Origin of the sequence: Aquimarina macrocephali (assembly GCF_051627225.1) — a bacterium.
Classification (GTDB): Bacteria; Bacteroidota; Bacteroidia; order Flavobacteriales; family Flavobacteriaceae; genus Aquimarina; species Aquimarina macrocephali.
In genome coordinates this window covers 863,995-890,532 of the sequence record NZ_CP151795.1, presented here as the reverse complement: position 1 = coordinate 890,532, position 26,538 = coordinate 863,995, and the positions used below count along the sequence as shown (strand labels likewise).

The following is a 26,538-nucleotide window of genomic DNA, read 5'->3' as shown; positions in this document are numbered from 1 at the left end:
TTTAGTTATTCAAACGATTTACTACATTTTTTTTTGCTTTTGATTATGCAATTTGGAACTAAACAGAAATAAAAATGATTACCAACTTCCTCCAGCACCACCGCCACCGAATCCACCACCACCGAATCCGCCGCCAAAACCACCACTAGAACCACCGCCAAAACTTCCTCCGCCATAACCTCCACGACCCATGTTGCTTAGGATAATTATATCCAGAAGACTACTTCCGGACTGGTTTCCTCGATTTCCTTTTCCACCATTGCCATTATTTTTTTTTGAAAAAGCTCTAATGATGATTATGAAAAAGAATACCATCAAAATTATTTCTAGTATAGGAAAGTCATTCTTGCTATTCTTTCTAGAGCCTTTAAAAGTGCCATCAAGAACCTGAAAGATAGCTGTTGTTCCTTTATCTAAGCCATTATAAAAATTCCCTTTTTTAAACTCTGGGGTAATGATTTGATCAATAATGGTTTTGGATGTAAAATCTGTGAGTTTTTCTTCTACTCCATATCCCGTAGCAATCCATATTTTTCGATCATTTTTGGCAACTAGAATAAAAACTCCATTGTCTTCTTTTTTTTGCCCAATCCCCCATTCATGAGCCCATTCTGCAGCATATAGACCAATATTCTCACCCTGTAATGAAGAAATAGTGGCTACTACAATCTGCGTTGAGGTTGTGTCGGTGTATCGGATTAATTTTTCTTCGAGAAGCTTTGCTTGAGACGAAGAAAGCATTGTAGCTTCATCATATACTGATGTTTGCTTTTTTGGTTTAGCGGGGATTTCTCTTTGCGCATGTATTGTATGAAAGGGGATAGAAAATATTCCCAAAAACAATAAAGGCAATATGAATTGTTTTATTGTATTCATCTATCCTTTTGAGATTTCATCAGAGAGTTCATTGATATCGGTATGATCCCAAGGAAAATATTTCTGTAATTGCTCTCCGGCAAGAAGAACTCCGTCAATTAATCCTTGAGTGAAACCTCCTTTTTTAAACTGCTCAAGTATAGCATTTTTTGTGCTTTCCCAGAAATCGTCTTCAACAACATCATTAATGCCTTTATCTCCAAAAATAGCAAAACTGCGATCTTCTACAGCAACATAGATGAGCACTCCATTACGTTGGATAGTATTGTCCATTTTTAACCAATGAAAAACTTCGGTAGCTCTTTCTAAAATTTCTATTTCAGTATGTTTTTCAAGATGCACACGAATCTCTCCGGATGTCGTTTTTTCTGCACTCCTAATTGCAGCAACGACTTGTTGCTCTTGGTCATAAGTGAGAAAATCTTCTACCTTAGACATTATTTAAAATTAAAATCAACATCTGGTGCTTTTTCTGCACCTCTATCAGCTTCAAACCGTGCCATTTCCTCAAGGCTTCCAAAAACACTTAAAATGATATTATTAGGAAATTTTCTCATAAATTTTGTATAATCACCTACAGCTTCGTTGTATCTGTTGCGCTCTACATTAATCCTATTTTCTGTTCCTTCTAGTTGTGTTTGCAGATTAAGAAAATTTTGATTTGCTTTTAGATCAGGATAACGCTCTACGGTTACTAATAATCTTGATAAGGCAGAGGTTAGTCCTCCTTGTGCCTGTTGAAACTGTGCTATTTGATCTGGTGTAATATTACTAGGGTCAATATTTACTGCAGTTGCTTTGGCTCTGGCTTCGATTACTTCTTTTAAAGTATTACGTTCAAAATCTGCAGCTCCCTGAACAGTTTTAACTAAGTTGCCAATAAGGTCACTACGTCTTTGGTAAGCACTTTCTACATTAGACCACGCTGTTTTTGCATCTTCTTGAAATGTAACGGCAGTGTTATAACGACTTCCAAAAAAGAAATACAGAATTACAATGATTCCTACGATTACTAATACTGGTATTAAAAGTTTTTTCATAACTCAAATTATAATAAGATGACTTTTTACAATTGTTCTTTAATCTTTAGCAATTGTCCTTTGATAGATTCTAGTTTTCTAATGATATCAAAACTGTCTAAGGCTTCTTGTTTTTGTTCTTTAAGATGGATTTTAGCACCTTCCAGAGTAAATCCACGCTCTTTTACCAGGTGATAAATTAACTCGAGATTCTTGATGTCCTCTGGAGTAAATTTTCGATTGCCTTTAGCATTTTTTTTAGGCTTTATAATATCAAATTCCTTTTCCCAAAAGCGAATTAAAGAGGCATTTACATCAAAAGCATCGGCTACCTCACCAATACTGTAATACATTTTTTTTGGTAAGTCTACATACATACTTATTCTTTTTGTTGTGTAAAACTTCCATCATCTTCAAAAATGAGCTTACTTTCAGGGAAATCCTCTTCTGTTAATAATTTAATTTCCTTTAATGCTCTTTTTTTCTCATCAATAAATGGATATACTTCATCGATCTGCTTTGCAGAATGTAACTTACCTTTAATAAAATTGCCATCGGTATCAATCTCAACTTCTGCAATAGGAGCATATCCTTTAATGCCACTTAAATTAAACCGGGAGTAGGTACAGAAATTACCTAAACTGTATGCTATAAATTTATTTTTGTATACTTCAAAAGCTCTTGAAACATGTGGTCCATGTCCAATAATAATATCAGCACCAGCATCAATCATAGTATGTGCAAAACGATAAACATCACCACGATCTTCACCATAAAAACGTTCTGTTTTTCTGGGAACATGAGTGTATTTAAGGCCTTCTGCACCTCCATGAAAAGAAACAATCACGATATCTACTTTTTGTTTGAGTTCGGTTACGATTTTTTTAGCATTGGTTAAGTTATGAATTTTTATGCAATCCTTGTTAGGGGCAAAAGCACAAAATCCATACGTGATACCATCTTTTTCAAAAATTGTAGAAGGCTGAGCAAATACTCCTGCATAAGCAATATTGTGCTTTTCGAGAGTTTTAGAAGTGTTCTTAATTCCTATTTCACCAAAATCACCAATATGATTATTAGCGATACTCATTACATCAAACCCTGTTTCTTCAAGATATTTTCCAAAATATTCTGGTGATCTAAACGAATAACATTTTGATGGATCAGAACAGCGTTTCGCATTTTCTCCTTCATCGGTAAGCGTACCTTCTAAATTGCCAAAAAGCAAATCTGCCTGGCTAAGTACAGTATTAACATCATCAAAAGGGCCTTTACCTTCTGGAGGTAAATAACTGTCATTAGGGAAATCGGTTCCCATCATGATATCGCCAACGGCCATGATTTTAATATATTTAGGCTTTGCTAATTTTTGTTGGGTATTTTGGACTATTACGTACATCGAGTCCAATACTTCTTTTGAATATTTTTGAGCTTGTATAGAAGAACAAAAACCAAAAACGAAGACAATAAGAAATAGTTTGCGCATCAATATTTAATCTAGAGTTTCATTAATAAGATTAGAAGCTTTAAGCATTTGATCAAATTCTTCAGAAGTTAAACTTCCATAATAAAAATTTCTAGGATTAATCTTTTCTCCATCTTTAAAAATCTCATAATGTAAGTGAGGAGCAACAGATCTTCCTGTACTTCCTACATAGCCAATAACATCTCCTCGTTTTACTTTCTGGCCTTTCTCTACATTATATTTACTTAGATGTGCATATAAACTAACATAATTAAAGCCGTGATCAACACGTATATGTTTTCCATAACCAGAAGAATTAGCATCTGCACGGGTTACTACACCATTACCAGAGGCATAAACAGGAGTTCCTGTACTAGCCGAAAAATCCATTCCATAATGAAATTTTCTTGCTTTGGTAAAAGGATCACTTCTCCATCCATAACCAGATGCCATACGTTTTAAATCCGAGTTTTGTATGGGCTGTATAGCAGGAATTGTAGCTAACAGTTCTTCTTTTTTCTCTGCCAAAGATGCAATTTCATCAAGGGATTTTGATTGAACTACAATCTGTTTGGTTAATTTGTCAATACGTTCACTGCTTTCAACAATAATATCAGAATTTTCAAAACCTTCTAGATTCTTATACCTGTTCACACCACCAAATCCGGCATTACGTAATTCACCAGGAATAGGGTTAGCTCCAAAATAAAGGCGATATATATTATCGTCACGTTCTGCGATTTCTTTTAAAATATTTTCATCACGCTTCAATCTTTGATTCATTAAATCATATTGAAGCTGCATATTCTCAAGCTCTCTTTTATAGGCTTTTTCTTTAGGAGTCTCTAATTGAGGGATGTTAAGATAAATAAGAAGAAGGACAAAACCAGCTAAAAAAGAGCTAATAACTCCTAATGCAGCTATACCAAATTTACGCCCTTTCTTTTGCTCTATTCTTCGATAAGAAAGCGTCTCACTATCATAGTAATATTTAACCTTTGACATAATCTAAAATATGCTATTTTTGCAGGATATTAACCAATACATGGTTTATAATAAACCAAGACATCGCAACAAATATAACAAATTGTTGCAAAGTCCGGAAAAAACTGACAAATATCGAATTAGAATCTTTTTTTAAAACAACGCAAAATAGTGATCGCGATTGTATTAAGTGTTTTATTTCGAAAAAATAGTAATAAATAGAATTCATGAAATCCCAAGAAATAAGAAATCAATTTTTAGAGTTTTTTAAATCCAAAAAACATGGCATCGTGCCTTCGGCACCTATGGTGATCAAGGATGACCCTACTTTAATGTTTACTAATGCCGGGATGAACCAGTTTAAAGAATTCTTTTTAGGTAATGGTATTCCAAAAAGTAATAGAATAACAGATACTCAAAAATGTTTGCGCGTAAGTGGTAAACATAATGATTTGGAAGAAGTAGGTATGGATACCTATCATCATACCATGTTTGAAATGCTTGGGAATTGGAGTTTTGGAGATTATTTTAAAAAGGAAGCAATCCAATGGGCCTGGGAATTGTTGACCGAAGTTTACGGTATAGATAAAAATATTCTTTATGTTTCTGTTTTTGAAGGCGCCAAAGATGAAAATCTGGATATGGATAAGGAAGCCTATGATCTCTGGACAGCTATTGTTCCAGAAGAACGTATCATCATGGGGAATAAGAAAGACAATTTCTGGGAAATGGGAGATCAGGGACCTTGTGGTCCTTGTTCTGAGATTCATGTAGATATCCGTTCAGATGAGGAAAAAGCTAAAATTCCTGGTCGGGATTTGGTGAATATGGATCATCCACAAGTGGTAGAAATCTGGAATCTGGTTTTTATGCAATATAATCGAAAAGCGGATGGGTCATTAGAGAAGTTACCAGCACAGCATGTAGATACCGGAATGGGATTCGAACGTTTATGTATGGTATTACAAGGAGTGAAGTCAAATTATGATACTGATGTTTTTACGCCCATAATTCGAGAAATTGAAACGATTACCAATTCTACATATGATAAAAATAGCTTGCCAACCGATGAGGATGGAAAAGTAAGTGTTGCAATTCGTGTTATTGCCGATCATGTAAGAGCTGTGTCATTTTCTATTGCAGATGGCCAACTGCCTAGTAATACAGGAGCAGGATATGTGATCCGAAGAATTTTGCGTAGAGCTATTCGATATGGCTTTACTTTTCTGGATACTAAAGAACCTTTTATCTATAAGCTGGTAGAAACACTTAGCAAACAAATGAGTAAAGCTTTTCCCGAATTGAAAGCTCAGAAAAACTTAATCACTAATGTGATTAAAGAAGAAGAACAATCTTTTTTAAGAACATTGGATCAGGGACTAGTATTGTTAGAAAATGTAATCAAGAATACTAAAGGAAATATAATCTCTGGAGAGAAAGCTTTTGAGTTGTATGATACTTTTGGTTTTCCGATTGATTTGACAGCTTTAATTTTGAGTGAGCAGGGATATGAATTAGATGAAAAAGCATTTGAAGTAGAACTCCAAAAACAAAAAGATAGATCCAGAGCGGCATCACAAGTAACTGCCGGAGATTGGAAAATATTACTAGATGATACTACTACAGAAAATTTTATTGGATATGATCATCTTACAACAAATGTAAAAGTAACCCGTTATCGCAAAGTAAATAGTAAGAAAGATGGAGAGCTGTATCAATTGGTATTTGATAAAACACCATTTTATCCTGAAGGAGGAGGACAGGTTGGAGACAAAGGATACTTAGAAGTACCTAATGGTGATGTTGTATATATAATAGATACCAAGAAAGAAAATAATCTTATTATTCATTTTACTAAAAACTTGCCTAAGCATATAGATGAGACTTTGACAGCTGTAGTAGATGAAAAACAACGTTCAAGATCTGCTTCGAATCATACAGCAACACATTTGATGCATCAGGCATTGCGTACAATTCTGGGTACGCATGTAGAACAAAAGGGATCGATGGTTCATAGTGGTAATTTGCGTTTTGATTTCTCTCATTTTGCTAAAATGACTACTGAAGAATTGAAAGAAGTTGAGCATTTTGTAAATGCTAGAATCCGTGAGCAGCTTCCGTTAGAAGAACAGCGTAATATTTCTTATGATCAGGCAATAGCAGAAGGAGCTATTGCATTATTTGGAGAAAAATATGGAGACACCGTAAGAGCCATACGATTTGGAGAATCTATGGAACTTTGCGGAGGTACTCATGTAAAAAATACCAGTAGTATATGGCATTTTAAAATTGTATCAGAAAGTGCAATTGCGGCAGGAATTCGTAGAATTGAAGCAATTACGGGAGATGCAGCAAAAGAATACTTTACAACTCAATCAGAAGCGTATGGAGAAGTAAAAGCAGTTCTTAAAACAAAAGACCCTTTAAAAACCATTGTGTCATTACAAGAAGAAAACACAAGTCTGAAAAAACAAATTGAAGCCCTTCTTAAGGATAAGGCCAAAAACCTGAAAGGAGATCTTAAATCAGAATTTGAAGACGTAAATGGAGTTAAATTCCTGGCTAAAAAAGTAGATTTAGATGCTGCAGGGATTAAAGACTTGTCTTTCGAATTAGGAGGTGAACTTGAAAATATTGTAGTGCTGTTTGGATCGGATCAGAAAGGTAAAGCATTATTATCATGCTATATTTCTAAGAATTTGGTAGATGAGAAAAAATTGAATGCAGGACAAATGGTTCGTGAACTTGGTAAGTATATTCAAGGCGGTGGCGGCGGACAGCCATTTTTTGCTACAGCAGGAGGAAAGAACCCTGCAGGTATAGAAGAAGCATTAGATAATGCAAAACAATATTTGAAATAATCTTATAACTATAAAACTCTTCCTCTTCGGAGGAGGGAGAGAGTAAGGAGACTTATGAACCTACAGACCAAAATAAGACTACAGTCTCAAGAACCAAAAATTGATTATAATTCAGAGTTTTTACTGTTAGGATCATGCTTTGCAGAAAATATAGGAGAGAAGTTCGAATACTTTAAGTTTAAGAATAAGATCAATCCATTTGGGATATTATTTCATCCTAAGGCTATAGAAACATTTTTGTGGATGGCTACTCAGGGAGAAAAATATACCGATACCGATTTGTTTTATATCAATGAACAATGGCATTGTTTTGACGCACATTCCTCTTTAAGCAATGCTGATCAAAATGTAGTATTGTCTAATTTGAATGATGCATTAACAGCTACAAGAGAGAATATTAAATCTGCGACACATATTTTTATCACTCTAGGTACTGCATGGGTATATCGATTAAAGTCTCTGGATATGGTGGTAGCGAATTGTCATAAAATTCCGCAGCGAGAGTTTGAAAAAGAATTACTGTCTGTAGAAGAGATCAATCAATGCCTTCAAAATTGTATACATCTAATTAGAGGTGTTAATCCATCAGCAGAAATTGTATTTACCGTTTCTCCTGTGCGGCATAGTAAAGATGGGTTTGTAGAAAACAATAGAAGTAAATCTCATTTAATCACATCGATACATCAAATTATTCATGAGAATAAAAATCTAAGCTACTTTCCTTCTTATGAAATCATGATGGATGAACTTAGAGATTATCGATTTTATGATTTAGATATGATTCATCCTAGTAGTTTGGCTATCCACTATATCTGGGAACGTTTTTCCGAAATTTGGATTTCTGAAAAAACTATTCAAACCATGAATAGAGTTGAGGAAATCAAAAAAGGAATGATGCATAGGCCGTTTAATCCAAAAAGTGAACAACATGTGTTATTCTTACAGAAGCTAGAAGCAAAAAAATACCAGTTATATAAAGAATATCCTCATATGATTTGGGGGTAAATAATTATTTATATTTAAAATAGAAGAGGTTGCTATAATACATATAGCAACCTCTTTTATAATGTGTTTAATTACTAGGAATAAACAGTGGTGATAAAGTCACTGTTGCATTACCTCGAGCACCAACGTGATTAGTATAAGTTGTGTTTTTTTGAATAGTATATAAAGAGTCTACATAATCATCATTGTTAGTATACCATTCATCTGGCATTGCTTGTATAATAGCTCCTGCTACTTGTCCAAGTACATTTACCCATGGTTGTCCAGAAACAGTACCAATGATTTGAAAAATACCATCAACAATAATGGTAACCAATTGCTTAAAGTTGTAATTATCATCTTTTTCGAATAATTGGATATTTGCTGCCTGGTATTTATAATCGTCCCAGAAAAGCATGATTTGGTTAGGATAATATGTTGTGCCTTCATAGTCCAGATAATACATAGGTATGATCTTTACTTCGGCTTCATTACTGGTATTTTTTATTCCAGAAGTGATAGCATAAACCTCTGCAGCACCACTGATCCAGGGTTCCTCATCTTGATTTAAACGTATTTGATCTAATTTGGTTGTTTCAAGTCCCGAATTGGCTTTTGAAGAAGGGCTTAAGTCCATTTTAGCAGACCTAAAACGATCATTTTGTAATCCGGCAGTTTGTAACTGCTTATTCATATAATCAACCTCTGCTTTTAAGGTTTCATAGCCTTTGGTTTCTATAACAAGTACCGGTACATTAGGTGCATCTTTAACGTCAAGAAAAACGGTTTCTCCATCAAGAGTATATGCTTCAATTTTCGACCATGATTTTTCATCACCTTTGGGAGCAAATGATACTAATAGATCAGCATAATTTACCGATTTATTACTCGGTCTTTGTAGCCATAATTCTGGAATTTCTATATTGTCTGGGACTTCATTAGATTTAAGCTGATTATCTGCTTCATCTATTACTTTTTTTAAAGATTGATACGATTTCTGATCCGATATGAAAGCGTTTTCTTTTAATAATTTAGATAGTTTAATGCCTGGTGTGTGATCTTTGGCTAATGTCTCTACAATATTAGTCTTAAATTCTGTATTGGCGAGTAAATCAATGAGATCAAATGCGATCCTTTTTTTGTCTATACTATTCGTGTCCTGAACCACGTTAGTTTCGTTAACGACTGTTTCTTCGGTTTCACAATTAAAAAATAACAAGGAAACGAGAACTACATTTAAAAGTAAAAATGATTTTTTCATAATTAATATACTTAAGTTAGTTTTGTCTTTTAAAATTAGGGAAATGATGTCGTATTGTATTGATTTATAGTATATTAAATACTCAAAAGAAGTATGGTTAAGCCATAAAAAATGATAAGTGTTTTTTTGTTTTTTACATATTTATTATGCATGCATACAAAATTACATTTTTTTCTTAATGCTTTGATTTTTAGGTACTTGGTGTTTTGTTGTTGTTTTTGTTTAGGAATTTTAGAAAAAAACACATCCATATGATAGCAAACTAAAAATTCTAGAAGCTATGATTTTTGATGAAGTAATTAAAAAAAGAAATGGTATTTTATACTGTAAACTCCGAGTCGATTACGGTATCAATACCACTACTGATTAAATGTTGAATTTTAGGTCTTTTGGATTGTATGTTTTTAAGGTGTTCTAAAACCTGTGAAGCAAATGTTGAATCTCTATCATAAACTAATTCATAAATCTCTAAACAAAGTAACCAATCATCAGTATGCTCTTTTTCTAAAATTTCGAATGCAGCTTCTAGCGAAAACATAGCATTTTTTCCTTCCCTAATGTTTTTAACAGACGAGTATAAAGAATGTAAGTCTTTTTCCTTTTCAGAATATGTTCTTTGCGCAGTAACCGATGAAGGATTATGGGTTACTAAATCAAATGAGTTATCATCTGCAGGACCAGAGAAAGCTGAAACTATTTCTTTTCCAACAGCCAGATCAAAAGTACCCCATTCTGGTTTAAAAAGATATTCGTCTTTATATTTAATGGTACATTCGCTAAACTGAATTAAAATTAATTCACCTTTAATGTTTCTTATCCCAGTAATATTGGTTCCTGCAATAGTGATTCCGCTTTCGAATTCGAATTCTATGTATTCCCCATCATAAAAGTTATAAGCTTTCAGATCCCTTGGAGACATGTTTTCTATAGCAAGATTGATACCCTTTAATTTTCCAAGAGGAGATCTGAGTCCGTTAGAATGAGTTTCTATGCCATGACCTATAAGCTCTTTTTCTCTAAATGAAAGTGCTGTCGGGCCATTAGTTTCAAAATAAATAACCTCATTATCCTCATTTTTTATCATTCGGGTAAATACTCCTGAGACTTGTAAACCAGTACTTAGCTCTATGGTTCCTAAATTTTGTGATTCGATTAATTTTGCAAGCCCTCGGTGTCCGCCTTTTCTTAAAGCCATAGTATCTGCAAACTCTTCTAACACCTGACATAAATAGGCGAAATCTGGCGTTACAAAGAGCTGAGGTTGTGGTTTGGTGATGTCAAAATCCTGAAAAGCAGCATCAGGAGAGTAAGGCAGTTTTTTTACATTGTTAGTCATACACCACTCACTTTCTCCAATCGAGGAAAGTAATCCAGCACCGTAAATTCTGGGCTCATCTACTGTGCCAATTAGACCATATTCAACCGTCCACCAATGTAGGTTACGTATCAAAGCCATTTCCGAAGGATTTTCTTTCTGGTTTTGTAGTTCCTCTATTTTTCTTTCTGCTTCCTCTATCTCTTTTGGATCCGTACCATATGCTTCTTTTAGAATAGAAAGTGTACGCACGGCTTCATACATATCATAATCTTTTTTAGAAGAGATAGCTTTACAACCAATTTTTCCGAAACGACGCAAGTATTCTGCATAATCAGGATTAGCAATGATAGGAGCGTGTCCTGCTGCTTCATGAATTATATCAGGAGCAGGAGTATATTCAATATTTTCTAATTGCCTGATATCTGATGCAATAACAAGAATATTATATGCCTGAAATTCCATAAATGCATTAGGAGGAATAAATCCATCAACAGCTACAGCCGCCCATCCAATTTCTTTTAGGATTCGATTCATTCCATACATACTTGGTATTTCATTGATCGAAATTCCGGTCTTTTTAAGGCCATTTAGATATGAATTATGGGCAACTTTGGTAAGTGAAGTAGTATTTTTACGCATGACATACCTCCAAACTGCTTGATCTATGGGTGTGTATTCTTCATAATTTTGTGGTTTTATGAACTGTTTTAAGTGTGCAGGAAGCCTGTCGATTAAGGGATTAGATGCAATATTTAGAGACATATAAAGAAATTAATTTTTGATCAAGACAATTTAATTGGAAAATTAATAGTTTTATTTTGATATTGAAGTATTCTTAAATAGTTAAATTTGTTTTATAATTTTAAAAAATAGATGGTTGTGAGAATTAAGCTGATAGTATTAGGATTATTATTAGGTACATTAGGAATTAATGCCCAGATTTCTAATGAAGGAGGACCTACAAGTTGGAGTATGCAAAACAGAAAAAGCATAGTTCCGATGCTTATGAAAAGTTTTGATTTAAATAGAATCAATGCAGAAGATGCTAAGAATGATTCAGATAAATCAAGACCATGGAGATTTGGTTATGAACTTAAAGTAAACCTAGGTCTTAAAAATTCGGGAGTATGGGACGAATTACCTAATGGAGATAGGATATGGCGTATTAATATTATATCTAAAGGTGCCAAGACATTAAATTTCATTTTTGATACCTATAAAATACCTCGAGGAGCTACGGTGTATCTTTATAATAATGATAGGTCTGATCTTTTAGGTGCATATACAAATATTTTTAACAGACCTGATCAGATGCTAGGTACATGGATGGTAGAAGGAGATAATGTTTGGGTAGAATATTTTGAGCCTGCTTCTGTTGCTGGTAAAGGTCAGTTAAACATTGCTAAAGTAATTCATGGATATCGCTCGATTACAAATACTCAAATTCAGCAAAAAATAGATGAATCAGGAGATTGTAATCAGGATGTAGATTGCTCTGTTGGAGAGGATTTTGACGAGTTAAAAGATAGATTGAAGCATGCTGTCGCTTTTGTACTGATGGACGGTTTTGTTTGTACAGGAACATTGATTAATAATACGAAGAATGATAAAGCGCCATATTTTTTGACAGCTAATCATTGTAATGCTGGTAATGAATCTACGTGGGCATTCCGTTTTAATTGGATTAGTCCTAACCCTTCCTGTGCTACTGTTACAGGTAGTACAGATGCTGCAGTAAACCAAACAACAAGTGGAGCTACACGATTAGCTTCGAATGCAGAATCTGATTTTAAACTGTTGAATTTAGATGGAGGTTTAGATGAGTCCTGGGATTTAGAATGGGCTGGATGGGACAAAAGAGATATTGCAGCAAATTTTGCAGTTGGGATTCATCACCCTAGTGGAGATATAATGAAAGTATGTAGAGAAAATGTAGCTCTAGTACAAGTAAAGACTAATATTGGAGGCTTAACTGCTCCCGTTGATTCCTGGCAGGTAACGGATTGGGACCTTGGAGTTACAGAAGGAGGATCTTCTGGTTCTGCTCTTTTTAACCCAAGTGGTAGAATAGTAGGGCAACTTGCAGGAGGAGGAGCCGCTTGTTCGGGAACAAATGATAATGATCTTTCAGATTTTTATGGTAGGTTTAATGTTTCGTGGAGTTTTGGTAACTCAGATTCTAACAGACTTTCTAATTGGTTAGATTCTGATAATACTGGAAGAGAAACATTAGATATGCTTTCTCAAGAAAATGATGGTACCCCACCACCTCCGCCACCTCCGCCAATTGATCCAGAGCCTGAACCTGAAGAAGAAAAGGTGTTAGCCGTTTCTTTTAATGCTTCTGATGCTATAATTAGTATTACTAATACAGTAGAGGGTAAATTAGAATATTATCTTTATAATATTTCTGGAATGGTTGTCGGTTCTGGAAAGTTATCTGAGGAAAAAGGACAAATTGATATGTCAGATAAATCAACGGGAATGTATTTTATTTATGTTAAAAATACATCTGATGGTACTTCTTTTACTAAAAAAGTAATTGTAAGTAAGCAATTCTAGATATAGAATAATAATATTTAAAGAGTTATTCTTTGGATCTTACACCAGAGAATAACTCTTTATTGTTACTGTCTTTTAGGACTAGAGAATCTTCTGTCAGGATTCTGGTTTTAACTTCAACAAGAGTTTTAAAAAATTCTTTTTCTATTGCTGCATTTTTTTCGCAATACATTTTTGTTGCAATAGGGAAGCTAAAAGAAATAGTTCCGTTTTCTTCGGTATACTTAGATGAAAACGTGTTACAGCCAGCGTGGCCATAAGCAGAGCTTTGTTCTTCGTCAAAAGTGATGTGTAACTTTCTCTCAGAAACATCTTTCCCGTTAAGAAGAGTGATGAAAAAAGTTGCCTTTTTAGTAACCTGACTTTCTTTTTCCTGATTTTTGACTGCTGCATTATTTTTGTTGGCACAACTATTTGTGTTTGAAAATACCACGAAAAACAAAATGATCATTAAAAATTTCATGAGTCTAGATTCTTTTTATGGTTAATATAGTATTATTTATAAGATAAATTGGTCGTATTCTCTGTTTTTGGTAACAAAAATGTATGTTATATGAGATTAAAATTTATTTTTGAGTGGAAAACAAAATACCTACCATAAAATGAATATAGTTAAGGTTTTCATACCAGCTTCACTTTATTAGGTGAGCCTGTCGAAAATAATTACTATGTGAATTTTTCTGACCAATAAAAATGATAAATCGAAACAGATGAGACCCGAAAGCAGAAAACAAGAAATTATAAATGCAGCGGCTATTCTTTTTAAAGAAAAAGGATATAGTGCGGTAACTATGAGAGATTTGGCAAAAGCTATGGGGATTAAAGCTGCAAGCCTGTATAATCATATTCAGTCGAAACAAGAAATATTGTCTACTATCATAATTGGACTTGCAGAAGAATTTACTGTGGGGATGAATAAAATTGTAACTTCTGATGAAAATACAATCCAAAAACTGGAAAATATTATTGACTTGCATATAGATGTGACTTTACGAAATGCAGATGGTCTGGCTTCACTTAATAATGATTGGATGCATCTTGAAGAGAGTAATCTGCAATACTTTGAGAAAATGCGAGAAGAATATGAAGATAATTTTAGGGATATAGTAAAGAAAGGATTAGAAAAAGGAGAGATTAAACCCTATAATGTTGAAATTATGGTTTTTTCTACACTCTCTACCTTAAGAACATTGTATTTGTGGTATCCCGAACAAAAAGAGATTGATTCTGATATCTTGAAACGCGATATGATATCGGTGCTGCTTAAAGGGGTAGCATGATCAATATTTTAGTATAGTAATAAAATTAACAAATAATTATTTGTGTATCAAACTAACAATTGTTAGTTTTGTTTAGCTATAACTATATAGTTAAATTAAGATATGACTGATTTTTATTCTATTCGTGTTTCTGAGTTAACTAAAGAAACTAAGGATTGTACATCTATTACTTTTGATATACCAGAAGAGCTTAGGAGTGCATTTTTGTTTAAGCAAGGTCAGCATCTTACTCTAAAAACATCTATAAATGATGAAGAGGTAAGACGCTCTTATTCCTTGTGTTCAAGCCCTGTCGAAAATAAATGGCAAGTGGCGGTTAAACGAATTGATCAGGGATTGTTTTCTAACTTTGCAAATGATGTACTTAAAGAAGGAGATGTTATAGAAGTAATGCCTCCTATGGGAAACTTTTTTGTTGAAGTAGCCCCGTCAAAAGCTAAAAACTATATTGTTTTTGCTGCAGGAAGTGGTATTACACCTATATTATCCATACTAAAAACTCACCTTGCTTCTGAGCCAGAAAGTACTTTCAAGCTCTTTTACTTGAATCGGAACGCTAAATCGATTATCTTTAAAGAAGAGATAGAAGCACTTAGAAATAAGTATTTTGGCAGAGTAGAGATATTCTATTTTTTAACAAAAGAACAACGGGATATACCATTGCTTAATGGGCGATTTACAGAAGAAAAGATACAAGAACTTACTGATAAAGTAATTGATATATCCAGTGTAGATGAATGCTTTGTCTGCGGTCCTGAAGAAATGATCTTCTTGATTAGAGACGGATTGGTGAATGCAGGATTGTCAAAAGAGAAAATTCATTATGAACTTTTCTTTTCAGGTGTTTCTGAAGAAGATAAGAAAAAAGCAGCAGAAGTAGTTGATCATAAATTTGATGGAACTGAAGTTACTATTATAGACGGAGGAAAAGAGTTTCACTTTGCAATGGATGATGATCACGATAATATATTAGATGGAGCATTGGCCTCTGGAGCAGATTTGCCTTTTGCTTGTAAAGGTGGAGTGTGCAGTACTTGTAAATGTAAAGTTATTGAAGGAGCAGTAGAAATGAAGGTGAACTATGCACTAGAAGAAGATGAGGTTGCTAAAGGTTTAGTATTATCTTGCCAGGCTGTTCCTACCACAGAAAAAGTAGTGGTTGATTTTGATGTATAAAACTCAAGTGTTATGAGCGAAAAAGAAATAAAAAACCAAGGGACGGAGCAGAGTCGAAGTCTAGAAGAAATCTTTGAGCAAAAAATTGCCAGAGATGAAAAGATCGAGCCTAAAGATTGGATGCCAGAAAAATACCGGAAAACTCATATTCGGCAAATTTCTCAGCATGCACATTCCGAAATTATTGGAATGCTGCCAGAAGGAAACTGGATTACTCGTGCACCTTCCTTAAGGCGTAAAGTAGCTTTAATAGCTAAAGTTCAAGATGAGGCCGGGCATGGATTATACCTATATAGTGCATGTGAGACTTTAGGGATTTCTAGAGAAGAACTATATGAACAATTGCATACAGGTAAAGCAAAATACTCTAGTATATTTAATTACCCTACAATCACTTGGGCAGATATGGGAGCAATTGGCTGGCTGGTAGATGGTGCAGCAATTATTAATCAAGTACCACTATGTAGTACTTCTTATGGGCCATATGCAAGAGCTATGGTACGTGTATGTAAAGAAGAGAGTTTTCATCAACGCCAGGGGTATGAAATAATGATTACGTTGGCGAATGGTACTCCAGAACAGAAAGAAATGGCACAAGATGCATTAAATCGATGGTGGTGGCCATCGTTGATGATGCTAGGACCTATAGATGCAGAATCTGTGCATACTGCTCAATCAATGAAGTGGAAATTAAAAAGAAAAACTAATGATGAGTTACGTCAGCAGTTTATTGACCAAACCGTTCCGCAAGCAGAATTAATAGGACTTACTATTCCAGATCCAGATTTAAAATGGAATGAAGAAAAGGGGAGTTACGATTTTGGAGAAATAGATTGGGACGAATTCTGGCAAGTAGTAAAAGGTCATGGTCCATGTAACAAAGAACGTATGACAGCTAGAGTTAATGCCTGGGAAAAAGGAGAATGGGTAAGAGACGCAGCTATGGCGTATGCCAAAAAACAAGAAGATAAAAAGCTTAAAAAAGCAATATAATAATTCTGAATTCAGAATTCAAAATTCATAATTATGAAAAATAACTGGCCACTTTGGGAAGTATTTGTAAGAAGTAAAAATGGTTTAGAACATCGTCATTTTGGTAGTATTCATGCAGCCGATGCAGAAATGGCTTTAGAAAATGCCAGAGATGTGTATACTCGAAGAAATGAAGGAGTAAGTATATGGGTAGTAGAATCTAAACATATTAGAGCATCAAACCCTGATAATAACGGAGAATTATTTGAACCCGCTCAGGATAAAGTGTATAGACACCCTACGTTTTATACATTACCCGATGAAGTAAAGCATATGTAATTTTTGCAACTGTAAGAATTACAATTCCTGTGAATACAGGAGACTTACTATTTGAAATTAAAGCTATTTAAATAAGATACTCATTTTATGGGCTGTATTATGAAAAACGAAAATAAAATACAATATATCTACGGTGTAGCGGATAATGCTTTGATCCTTGGTCAACGATTGTCAGAATTGTGTGGTCATGGACCAAACCTGGAAACAGATATTGCAATGACTAATATGGCATTGGATTTATTAGGTCAAACACGAAGCTATTATCAATACGCGGCTCAGCTTTCGGGAGAAGGGAAGACTGAAGATGATATTGCTTTTTTGAGAATAGAAAGACAATACAAAAACGTACTTCTTGTTGAGCAACCAAACAAACACTTTGGATATGTGATTACAAGACAGTTCTTCTATGATGCTTTTCATTTATTATTATTAGAAGAATTGCAAAATAGTGATGATGAAACATTAGCAGCAATTGCAAAGAAAGGAATTAAAGAAGTGAGTTATCATCAAAGATTTTCTTCTGATTGGATGAAAAGATTAGGAGATGGTACAGAAGAAAGCCATCAAAAAGTTCAGGAAGCTGTTGATGACTTGTGGAAGTTTACAGATGAACTATTCCATATGACAGATGATGATAAGATTGCTGTAGAGAATGGAGTTGGAGTTAATACTGAAGCTTTGCGAGAAAAATACGATCAAAGAATTAGAGAAGTATTTGAAGAAGCTACTATTACCATACCAGAAACAAAATGGTTTCAGAAAGGTGGTAAACAAGGTATTCATAGTGAACACATGGGGTATTTACTTTCAGATTTACAATATATGCAACGTACCTATCCTAATATGAAGTGGTAAAATAATATAGAATACTGAGTTTAGAATATTGAATGATGAAGAGAAATAAAACTTCAATCTTTGGTGTTAAATATTCGATATTCAATATTTATTATGACAATAGAATTAGAGAAACATATCGATCCAACGCTGATTCCAATTTTGGAAAAAGTTCATGATCCCGAAATTCCGGTATTGTCTATTATGGATATGGGAGTCGTTCGCTCTGCTCAAATGATAGAAACTATTGCTCAGGTTACAATTACTCCAACGTATAGCGGTTGCCCCGCGATGGATGTGATAGGAGACGATATTATTAATGCTTTTGCAAAAGAAAATATAGAAGCCAAAGTTACTTTGGTTTTATCACCAGCATGGACGACCGATTGGATTACTCCAAATGGTAGAGAAGCACTAGAAAAATATGGGATTGCTGCACCTTTAAACGAGAAAGCTGATAAAGAAGCACTACTTGGAGGTAAAAAAATAGTAAAGTGCACCCAATGTGGCTCAACAAATACAAAAATGATAAGTCAATTTGGTTCAACAGCGTGTAAAGCACTGTTTCAATGTAATGATTGCTTAGAACCTTTTGATTATTTCAAATGTCTTAAATAATGATGCTCGGATTAAGAACAACAATATATAAAGTTAGTGATCTGGATAAAGCCAAGAAGTGGTATTCAGAAGCGTTTAATACAAAGCCCTATTTCGATGAACCTTTTTACGTAGGATTCAATATAGGAGGATATGAGCTTGGATTACTTCCAGAAGAAACTTCTTCAGAAGCAAAATCAGATGGTGTGCTTTCATATTGGGGTGTAGAAAAGATTGATGCAACATATCAAAGATTACTTGATTTAGGAGCTACAGAACATGAGAAACCAACAAATGTAGGAGGAGAAATAGTAGTGGCGTCGGTAAAATGCCCATGGAATAATAGTATCGGAATAATTTATAATCCACATTTCAAAATAGAGAACTAAATATGCCTTCAATCCAATTGCACATTGATAATGGAATAGCGAAAATAACGTTAAACCGTCCAGAAACTTTTAATAGTTTCAATAGAGAAATGGCCTTGTTGTTACAGAAAACATTAGATGAGTGTAATACTAATGATAAAGTAAGAGCCATTATGCTTACTGGTAACGGAAAAGCATTTTGTGCTGGCCAGGATCTTAAAGAAGTAACTTCTCCCGAGTTGAATCCAGGTTTTAGAAAAATATTAGAAGAACATTACAATCCAATAATTCAAAGGATAAGAACTATCGAAAAACCGATTGTGGCAGCTGTAAATGGAGTTGCTGCAGGAGCAGGAGCTAATATTGCATTGGCATGTGACATCGTTATAGTTTCAGAAGCTGCAAGTTTTATCCAGGCATTTAGTAAAATCGGACTAATTCCGGATAGTGCAGGAACTTTTTTTCTACCTAGATTGATTGGCTTCCAAAAAGCTTCTGCCTTAATGATGTTAGGTGATAAAGTGAGCGCAAAAGAAGCAGAGCAATTAGGAATGGTTTATAAAATGGTTGAAGTAGAAACTTTTGAAGAAGAGGCTATTAAATTAACTTCAAAACTAGCACTAATGCCTACCAAAGCGTTGGGATTGACCAAAAGATTACTAAATCAATCCTTGGTAAATACGCTTGAAGAGCAATTAACAATGGAGTCAGATTTACAGATAGAATCTGCAGAAAGCGAAGATTATGCAGAAGGGGTAAATGCGTTTATTGAAAAAAGAAAACCAATATTTAAAGGTAAATAAATAGAAATATCCAATAACGAATAAAAGAATATCGAATACTAAAGTTTTAAGTGTGAAAAACTATAAATACGATTTAGAAGAAAGATTGATTAAATTTTCAATTGATGTTATTCTAGTTTTTGGAAAATCAGAAGATAATTTTGCTTCTCAACATTTATCTAAACAATTAATACGTTCTTCAACTTCTGCTGCATTAAATTATGGAGAAGCTCAAAGTGCTGAGTCACCGAGAGATTTCCTTCATAAAATGAAAATATGTTTAAAAGAACTAAGAGAATCACTTGTGAATTTGAAAATTCAAAAAGGAACGAATCAAGTTATAGATATTGATAAGTTAGAATTAATTATAAAAGAAAATAATGAACTCATAGCGATTTTCGTATCTAGTATTCGAACATCGCAAAATAAAAATAAGTAATGAATGCTAATAGACTTACTGAAAATAAATATTTCAGTATTCAATATTTAACATTCGATATTCGAAATTAATTATGATTGTTGGAGTAATAGGATCAGGAACAATGGGAAGTGGTATCGCTCAGGTAGCCGCTACTTCTGGTTGTGAAGTAAAATTGTTTGACACGAAACAGGAAGCGTTAGATAGAAGTAAACAAGCTTTAGAAAAAATTCTTTCCCGTTTAATTGAAAAAGGAAGGATTGATCAAGTAGAGAAAACACGTATTCAAGGTAATATTTCTTATGTTGATTCTTTAAAAGACCTTAAAGATGCAGATCTCACAATCGAAGCTATTATAGAGAACCTGGATATTAAAAAGAAAGTATTTTCAGAATTAGAAACATACGTTTCTGAAAATACAATTATCGCATCCAATACTTCTTCTTTATCTATAGCATCCATAGCATCTTCATTAAAAAAACCAGAGCGATGTATAGGTATCCATTTTTTTAATCCAGCTCCCTTAATGAAACTGGTTGAGGTAATTCCTGCAGTACAAACTTCGACTCAGGTTACAGATAAAGTAGTGAGTATCATCAAAGATTGGAAGAAAATAGTAGCCTTAGCCAAGGATACTCCTGGATTTATTGTGAATCGTGTAGCACGGCCTTTTTATGGAGAAGCTTTACGTATTTATGAAGAAGGCTTGGCAGATGTAGCTACGATAGATTGGAGTTTAAAAACTTTGGGTGGATTTAGAATGGGCCCTTTTGAGTTAATGGATTTTATAGGAAATGATATCAATTATACGGTTACAGAAACTGTTTTTAAAGCATTTTACTACGACCCCCGATACAAACCTTCTTTTACGCAAAAGAGATTGTCTGAAGCAGGATATCTGGGAAGAAAATCAGGCAAAGGGTATTATGAATATGGTGAAAATGTAATAAAGCAAAGCCCTAAAGAAGATAAAGTACTGGCGCAATACATCTTTGATAGAGTATTGGTGATGTTGATCAATGAAGCAGCAGATGCACTGTTCTGGAATATTGCCTCGGCAGAAGATATCGATATTGCAATGACCAAAGGAGTAAATTATCCAAAAGGATTGTTAACCTGGGCAGATGAAAAAGGAATGGATTGGTGTGTCAATATGCTAGACAATCTTTATAACGAATATCACGAAGATCGATATCGATGTAGCCCGATATTAAGAAAAATGGTGAGAGAGAATCGAACTTTTTTTAATAAAAAACTAGTTGCAGATAATTAATCTACCCGTATGATAAAATCAGAAAGAATTCCTCATAAGATGTTATCTCAAGATGCTTTTAGCCAATGGTTAGGTATCGAAATTATCGAAGTCGAAAAAGGAAGATGTAAAGTAGGGATGACGATTAGGAAAGAAATGTTGAATAGTATGAATAAAGCTCACGGAGGAATATCTTATAGCTTGGCAGATACAGCTTTTGGTTTTTCGGCAAATACTCATGGTAAATATGCAGTATCTATAGAAACCTCGATCAATCATATCGAAGCTTTAGAAGAGGGAGATTATTTAACAGCAGAAGCTACAGTTGATATTACTAAGACCAAAGTAGGTTTTAATATTGTAGAAGTTAAAAGAGGAAATGATATCGTTGCTCTTTTTAAAGGAGTAGTATACAGAACCAGTAAGGACTGGGAAGAATAAATATTAAAAGTGAAACCGTTTACTGTAAAAGTGAACAATTTTATTATTCCGATTCTTTGACTTAACACAGAATAAACTAAAGATCAGAATCTCTAATTGAAGCAAAATAGAATTTAAAATATAAAACCGTAAAATGATAAATGTAAAAGTGATTCGGATATATAAGATTACACTTTAGAATTTATGATTTAACATTTAAAATTTAAACTTTTGAAAGAAGCATATATAATAGACGGAATCCGTACTCCTATAGGAAGTTATAAAGGAACATTATCAGCAGTGAGAACTGATGATTTAGGAGCTTTGGTAATAGAAAAGTTAGTAGAAAATAATCCAAATATTCCAAAAGAGGCCTATGATGATGTCATTTTAGGATGTGCTAATCAAGCCGGTGAAGATAATCGTAATGTAGCCAGAATGGCTGCATTATTAGCGGGATTACCTTTTACCGTTCCGGGAGAAACGGTAAATCGTTTATGTAGCTCGGGACTGTCTGCGATAATTCATGCAAATAGAGCAATAAAAGCAGGAGATGGTGATCTGTTTATTTCGGGAGGAGTAGAAAATATGACACGTGGCCCATACGTAATTGCAAAATCATCATCAGCCTATGGTAATGATTCTAAAATGTATGATTCTAGTTTTGGATGGCGATTTGTAAACCAAAAAATGCATGACCTATACGGTACAGACGGTATGGGAAATACTGCAGAGAATCTGGTAGAGAAATATAATATCTCAAGAGAAGATCAGGATACTTTTGCATATTGGAGTCAGATGAAAGCGACCAATGCCCAGAAATCCGGGAGACTAGCTAAAGAGATTACTACAGTCGAAATTCCACAACGCAAAAAAGATCCAATCCTGTTTTCTGATGATGAGTTTGTAAAACCAACAACGACCAAAGAAGTGTTAGCAAAATTACGCCCGGCCTTTAAAAAAGAAGGAAGTGTAACTGCAGGAAACTCTTCAGGATTAAATGATGGAGCAGCAGCTACTATTATAGCATCAGAAGACGCAGTAAAAAAATATAACTTAAAACCACTGGCCAGAATAGTAAGTTCTGCAGTAGTGGGAGTAGAACCCAGAATTATGGGAATTGGCCCTGTTCAGGCATCTAATAAAGCGTTAGAGAAAGCAGGAATTACGATGGATGATATTGATGTTATAGAGCTTAATGAAGCTTTTGCTTCACAAGCATTGGCATGTATACGAGAATGGGGATTAGCAGATGACGATTCTAGAATAAACCCTAACGGGGGATCTATTGCAATAGGGCACCCATTAGGAGTGACTGGTGCTAGGATTGCATATTCTGCAGCTTTAGAATTACAACAACAAAATAAACGATATGCTCTAATTACAATGTGCGTGGGAGTAGGTCAAGGGTATGCTTGTGTAATTGAAAATACAAATATCTGATTTATGAAAAAACTAGAAAGCTACATAAACGGAAAATGGACTTCGGGTTCTGGAGATGGAATCGTAATGCACGATGCCGTAACAGGTGAAGTTATCGGTATGTCTTCAACAGAAGGACTAGATATCCCCGAGGTATTACAATACGGAAGAACCAAAGGAGGAGAAATTCTTCGAAAAATGACTTTTCAACAACGTGGTAATATGCTTAAAAAACTAGCATTATATCTTACCAAACGTAAAGAAGAGTTTTATGAACTAAGCTACCGTACAGGAGCAACCCGAGTGGATAGTTGGATCGATATCGAAGGAGGTTTTGGTAATCTTTTTGCCAACGCATCATTACGAAAACTATTTCCGAATCAACCTTACCATGTAGAAGGAGATCCTATAGATTTGTCTAAAGGCGGACGATTTATGGCACATCATATTTTGGTGCCTAAAAGAGGAGTTGCAGTACATATCAACGCTTTTAATTTTCCTATTTGGGGAATGTTAGAGAAATGTGCTGTTAATTGGATGGCAGGAGTTCCTGCAGTAGTATTGCCAGGACCGCAAACCGCATATTTAACTGAAGCAGTAGTACGAGTAATTATAGATTCAGGAATACTACCAGTAGGAGCATTGCAGCTTCTTAGCGGAATGACCAAAACGATTCTGGATACAGTAGAATCTCAGGATGTAGTAACTTTTACAGGTTCTGCACATACAGGAAGAATGCTGAAAGCGCATCCAAGATTAGTAGAAGAATCTGTTCCTTTTACTATGGAAGCAGATTCATTAAATGCTTCGGTGCTAGGAAAAGATGCTGTACCGGGTACACCAGAGTTTGACTTATTTATCAAAGAAGTTAGAAAAGAAATGACTGTAAAATGCGGTCAGAAATGTACCGCCATACGTAGAATTATAGTACCTTCTGATCTTATCGAAGATGTGCAGATTGCTTTAGGTCAACAGTTAGATAAAGTTACTGTTGGAGATCCAAGATTGAAAGAAGTACGAATGGGGGCTTTGGCAAGTCAACAACAAGTAGAAAGTTTTAAGAATAATATCTCCGAAATAGCCAAAACTGCTCAGATGGTATATGGTGATTTAGATAAACTTGAAACAGTTGGAGCTGATGCTCAAAAAGGAGCATTCGTGAGTCCGATTTTGATGAGAGAAGATCATCCATTCAAAAATACAAACGCTCACACTATTGAAGCATTCGGCCCGGTTGCAACCATTATGCCTTATGATACTCTTGAAGATGCTATTACATTATCTCAAATGGGTAAAGGATCATTGGTATCTTCTATTTTTACATACGATGATAAAATAGCCAAAGAATATATAGTAGAAGCAGCTTCTCATCACGGTCGTATCCTAGTTGGTAATCGAGAAAATGCAAAACAGAGCACTGGTCATGGTTCGCCGCTACCATTGCTTACGCATGGAGGCCCAGGACGTGCCGGTGGTGGCGAAGAAATGGGGGGAATACGAGGAATCAAGCATTTTATGCAACGTTGTGCCATCCAGGGAACACCAACCACACTTACAGAAGTAACAGGTATATATCAAGCTAATTCTGCATATAAAGAATCAGAGAATCATCCGTTCTCGTATCATTGGGAGGATATTGAGCCGGGGATGTCACTAAAAACTCATAAACGTACAGTAACTGATACAGATATCATTGGTTTTGCAAATCTTACCTGGGATCACTTCTATGCGCATACAGATATAACATCCTTAGACGGAAGTATTTTTGAAAAACGTACCGCCCACGGATATTTTATCCTTGCAGCAGCTGCAGGTTTGTTTGTGTATCCTAATAAAGGTCCGGTAGCAGCGAATTATGGATTAGAAGAATGTAGATTTTTAAGACCGATCTATCATAATGACACAGTATATGTTAGACTAACCTGTAAAGAAAAAGTAGATCGTGATGTTGCAAGTGCAGAGCACCCTAGCGGAATTGTAAAATGGTTTGTAGAGGTTTTTGATACTGAAGACGAGTTAGTAGCTATTGCTACCATTTTAACGATGGTGCAGAAAAAACAAACCTCTCTTGTAGAAATGACTGAAGCAAAAATTAAGGAATGTTTACATAAGCTAACCACAGATGCTAAACCAAAATGGGGAATCATGACACCCCAGCATATGGTTGAACATCTGGAGTATACATACAAAATTGCTTCTGGAGAAATTCAGGATTTCGAGATTGCAACGCCAGAGAAGATTCTGGATAAAGTACATAATAGTTTATATAATTATGAAGCTTTTCCTAAAAACACAAACTTTCCATTGCTTAAAAAAGGAGAGTTAGAAGAGCTAAAGCATCCTGATCTTGAAACAGCTGTAACAAAGCTGAACGAAGCAAGAGAAGTGTATAAAACATATTTTAAGGAAAACCCAGATGCAATACTAAAAAATATTGTTTTCGGAGAGTTGAACAAATATGAATGGTATCTGTTAGAAAGAAAACATTTAAACCATCATTTTGATCAATTTAATTTGTTGGATTAAGAAGTTTTAGAAAAGAAAATATAAACCATAAAATTAAAAATTTAAGTTGACACAACCATACGTAAACATAAACATAGAAAATCAGGTAGGAACCATTGAGTTTTTTCATCCTGCTCATAACTCTTTACCAGGAGATATTTTGGCTAAGCTTGCTCAAACAATTACTGATGCTGGTAATAATGATGACATCAAGGTAATTGTATTAAAAAGTGGAAGAGACAGAACGTTTTGTGCCGGAGCCAGTTTTAAAGAATTGATCAATATTAATGATGCCGAAACCGGAAAAGTATTTTTCTCTGGTTTTGCTAATGTGATCAATGCTATGCGTAAATGTCCAAAATTTGTTATTGGGCGAGTACAAGGAAAAACTGTTGGTGGTGGAGTTGGATTAGCTTCTGCAACCGACTATTGTATGGCGACAAAATATGCATCCATAAAATTAAGTGAACTTAATGTAGGAATAGGACCATTTGTAGTAGGACCTGCGGTAGAACGTAAAATTGGATTGTCTGCGATGACGCAGATAGCGATTGATGCCAATTCATTTTATGATGCAGAGTGGGCTAGAGATAAAGGGTTATTTACCAAAGTTTTTGAAGATATAGAAACATTAGATGCTGAAGTAAAAGCTTTTGCAGAACATTTATGTACCTACAATCCAGAGGCAATGAAGGATATGAAACAAGCATTTTGGAAAGGAACAGAGGATTGGGATACACTTTTGGCAGATAGAGCCGTAATTAGCGGAAGATTGGTCCTAAGTGACTTTACAAAAGAAACATTGAAACGATTTAAATAATAAATTCCTGCCTACGCAGGATT

At 34.6% G+C, this 26,538-nt stretch carries 26 protein-coding genes; 17 read left to right on the top strand and 9 right to left on the bottom strand.

What is annotated here, in order from left to right; all coding sequences use genetic code 11:
* Nucleotides 1–78: 78 nt before the first annotated feature.
* From AAFU52_RS04050 to AAFU52_RS04025, 6 genes are read right to left on the bottom strand one after another with little or no spacing between them, the layout of a single operon-like run.
* Entirely contained in the window at nucleotides 79–876 is a 798-nt protein-coding gene (locus AAFU52_RS04050) for a TPM domain-containing protein (RefSeq protein WP_438425621.1), read from the bottom strand.
* Nucleotides 877–1,314: a TPM domain-containing protein gene (locus AAFU52_RS04045; protein WP_438425620.1), complete on the bottom strand. Its 438-nt coding sequence runs from the start codon at nucleotides 1,312–1,314 to the stop codon at nucleotides 877–879.
* Nucleotides 1,314–1,916, bottom strand: coding sequence for a LemA family protein (locus tag AAFU52_RS04040; protein WP_438425619.1), 603 nt, complete (start codon nucleotides 1,914–1,916; stop codon nucleotides 1,314–1,316). The genes AAFU52_RS04045 and AAFU52_RS04040 overlap by 1 nt, the downstream gene beginning before the upstream one ends.
* Nucleotides 1,917–1,942: 26 nt before the next feature.
* Complete coding sequence (locus tag AAFU52_RS04035; protein ID WP_024772724.1) at nucleotides 1,943–2,272, bottom strand: MerR family transcriptional regulator; 330 nt, start codon at nucleotides 2,270–2,272, stop codon at nucleotides 1,943–1,945.
* A 2-nt stretch (nucleotides 2,273–2,274) separates the two neighbouring features.
* Complete coding sequence (locus AAFU52_RS04030; protein WP_438425618.1) at nucleotides 2,275–3,381, bottom strand: CapA family protein; 1,107 nt, start codon at nucleotides 3,379–3,381, stop codon at nucleotides 2,275–2,277.
* Between the two features lie 6 nt (nucleotides 3,382–3,387).
* The gene (locus AAFU52_RS04025; RefSeq protein ID WP_024772722.1) at nucleotides 3,388–4,365 is read right to left on the bottom strand and encodes a M23 family metallopeptidase; all 978 of its coding nucleotides are present in this window, start codon (nucleotides 4,363–4,365) and stop codon (nucleotides 3,388–3,390) included.
* A 206-nt stretch (nucleotides 4,366–4,571) separates the two neighbouring features.
* Here AAFU52_RS04025 and alaS point away from each other — a divergent pair, with 206 nt between their 5' ends.
* Together alaS and AAFU52_RS04015 are read left to right on the top strand one after the other, a co-directional pair.
* Entirely contained in the window at nucleotides 4,572–7,205 is a 2,634-nt protein-coding gene (gene alaS, locus AAFU52_RS04020) for an alanine--tRNA ligase (protein ID WP_438425617.1), read from the top strand.
* Nucleotides 7,206–7,259: 54 nt separating this feature from the next.
* Nucleotides 7,260–8,210, top strand: coding sequence for a GSCFA domain-containing protein (locus AAFU52_RS04015; protein WP_438425616.1), 951 nt, complete (start codon nucleotides 7,260–7,262; stop codon nucleotides 8,208–8,210).
* Between the two features lie 67 nt (nucleotides 8,211–8,277).
* On the opposite strand, the gene AAFU52_RS04010 is transcribed toward AAFU52_RS04015, so the two are convergent.
* Complete coding sequence (locus tag AAFU52_RS04010) at nucleotides 8,278–9,450, bottom strand: DUF3103 family protein (protein WP_438425615.1); 1,173 nt, start codon at nucleotides 9,448–9,450, stop codon at nucleotides 8,278–8,280.
* A gap of 319 nt (nucleotides 9,451–9,769) precedes the next feature.
* Nucleotides 9,770–11,530: an aromatic amino acid hydroxylase gene (locus tag AAFU52_RS04005; protein WP_438425614.1), complete on the bottom strand. Its 1,761-nt coding sequence runs from the start codon at nucleotides 11,528–11,530 to the stop codon at nucleotides 9,770–9,772.
* Nucleotides 11,531–11,647: 117 nt separating this feature from the next.
* Between AAFU52_RS04005 and AAFU52_RS04000 the strand changes: the two genes are divergently transcribed.
* Complete coding sequence (locus AAFU52_RS04000) at nucleotides 11,648–13,330, top strand: T9SS type A sorting domain-containing protein (RefSeq protein ID WP_438425613.1); 1,683 nt, start codon at nucleotides 11,648–11,650, stop codon at nucleotides 13,328–13,330.
* A gap of 25 nt (nucleotides 13,331–13,355) precedes the next feature.
* Here AAFU52_RS04000 and AAFU52_RS03995 read toward each other — a convergent pair whose 3' ends face one another.
* Nucleotides 13,356–13,793, bottom strand: coding sequence for an META domain-containing protein (locus tag AAFU52_RS03995; RefSeq protein ID WP_084050582.1), 438 nt, complete (start codon nucleotides 13,791–13,793; stop codon nucleotides 13,356–13,358).
* 247 nt (nucleotides 13,794–14,040) lie between these two features.
* Here AAFU52_RS03995 and AAFU52_RS03990 point away from each other — a divergent pair, with 247 nt between their 5' ends.
* The 14 genes from AAFU52_RS03990 to AAFU52_RS03925 all read left to right on the top strand — a co-directional run bounded on the left by AAFU52_RS03990 (nucleotide 14,041) and on the right by AAFU52_RS03925 (nucleotide 26,515).
* Nucleotides 14,041–14,610 (top strand): TetR/AcrR family transcriptional regulator, encoded by a 570-nt coding sequence (locus tag AAFU52_RS03990; protein WP_024772715.1) that lies wholly within the window; start codon nucleotides 14,041–14,043, stop codon nucleotides 14,608–14,610.
* 102 nt (nucleotides 14,611–14,712) lie between these two features.
* Complete coding sequence (paaE, locus tag AAFU52_RS03985; protein ID WP_438425612.1) at nucleotides 14,713–15,786, top strand: 1,2-phenylacetyl-CoA epoxidase subunit PaaE; 1,074 nt, start codon at nucleotides 14,713–14,715, stop codon at nucleotides 15,784–15,786.
* Nucleotides 15,787–15,798: 12 nt separating this feature from the next.
* Complete coding sequence (paaA, locus tag AAFU52_RS03980) at nucleotides 15,799–16,779, top strand: 1,2-phenylacetyl-CoA epoxidase subunit PaaA (RefSeq protein WP_024772713.1); 981 nt, start codon at nucleotides 15,799–15,801, stop codon at nucleotides 16,777–16,779.
* A 33-nt stretch (nucleotides 16,780–16,812) separates the two neighbouring features.
* Nucleotides 16,813–17,097, top strand: coding sequence for a 1,2-phenylacetyl-CoA epoxidase subunit PaaB (gene paaB / locus AAFU52_RS03975; RefSeq protein WP_438425610.1), 285 nt, complete (start codon nucleotides 16,813–16,815; stop codon nucleotides 17,095–17,097).
* Nucleotides 17,098–17,196: 99 nt separating this feature from the next.
* A complete protein-coding gene (gene paaC / locus AAFU52_RS03970; protein ID WP_438425608.1) occupies nucleotides 17,197–17,952 on the top strand; it encodes a 1,2-phenylacetyl-CoA epoxidase subunit PaaC in 756 nt (251 codons plus the stop codon).
* A gap of 93 nt (nucleotides 17,953–18,045) precedes the next feature.
* Nucleotides 18,046–18,549 (top strand): 1,2-phenylacetyl-CoA epoxidase subunit PaaD, encoded by a 504-nt coding sequence (gene paaD / locus AAFU52_RS03965; protein WP_024772710.1) that lies wholly within the window; start codon nucleotides 18,046–18,048, stop codon nucleotides 18,547–18,549.
* The gene (locus AAFU52_RS03960) at nucleotides 18,549–18,917 is read left to right on the top strand and encodes a VOC family protein (RefSeq protein WP_035093485.1); all 369 of its coding nucleotides are present in this window, start codon (nucleotides 18,549–18,551) and stop codon (nucleotides 18,915–18,917) included. The genes paaD and AAFU52_RS03960 overlap by 1 nt, the downstream gene beginning before the upstream one ends.
* A 2-nt stretch (nucleotides 18,918–18,919) precedes the next feature.
* A complete protein-coding gene (locus tag AAFU52_RS03955; RefSeq protein ID WP_438425604.1) occupies nucleotides 18,920–19,699 on the top strand; it encodes an enoyl-CoA hydratase-related protein in 780 nt (259 codons plus the stop codon).
* Between the two features lie 52 nt (nucleotides 19,700–19,751).
* Nucleotides 19,752–20,117: a four helix bundle protein gene (locus AAFU52_RS03950; protein ID WP_106792019.1), complete on the top strand. Its 366-nt coding sequence runs from the start codon at nucleotides 19,752–19,754 to the stop codon at nucleotides 20,115–20,117.
* A gap of 73 nt (nucleotides 20,118–20,190) precedes the next feature.
* The gene (locus AAFU52_RS03945; RefSeq protein WP_438425601.1) at nucleotides 20,191–21,369 is read left to right on the top strand and encodes a 3-hydroxyacyl-CoA dehydrogenase NAD-binding domain-containing protein; all 1,179 of its coding nucleotides are present in this window, start codon (nucleotides 20,191–20,193) and stop codon (nucleotides 21,367–21,369) included.
* A gap of 9 nt (nucleotides 21,370–21,378) precedes the next feature.
* Nucleotides 21,379–21,789, top strand: coding sequence for a PaaI family thioesterase (locus AAFU52_RS03940; protein WP_174412250.1), 411 nt, complete (start codon nucleotides 21,379–21,381; stop codon nucleotides 21,787–21,789).
* 210 nt (nucleotides 21,790–21,999) lie between these two features.
* On the top strand, nucleotides 22,000–23,211 hold the full coding sequence (pcaF, locus tag AAFU52_RS03935; RefSeq protein ID WP_024772704.1) for a 3-oxoadipyl-CoA thiolase: 1,212 nt from the start codon (nucleotides 22,000–22,002) through the stop codon (nucleotides 23,209–23,211).
* Nucleotides 23,212–23,214: 3 nt separating this feature from the next.
* Nucleotides 23,215–25,716: a phenylacetic acid degradation bifunctional protein PaaZ gene (gene paaZ, locus AAFU52_RS03930; protein ID WP_438425599.1), complete on the top strand. Its 2,502-nt coding sequence runs from the start codon at nucleotides 23,215–23,217 to the stop codon at nucleotides 25,714–25,716.
* 46 nt (nucleotides 25,717–25,762) lie between these two features.
* Nucleotides 25,763–26,515: an enoyl-CoA hydratase/isomerase family protein gene (locus tag AAFU52_RS03925; protein WP_024772702.1), complete on the top strand. Its 753-nt coding sequence runs from the start codon at nucleotides 25,763–25,765 to the stop codon at nucleotides 26,513–26,515.
* The last annotated feature ends 23 nt before the right edge of the window (nucleotides 26,516–26,538 follow it).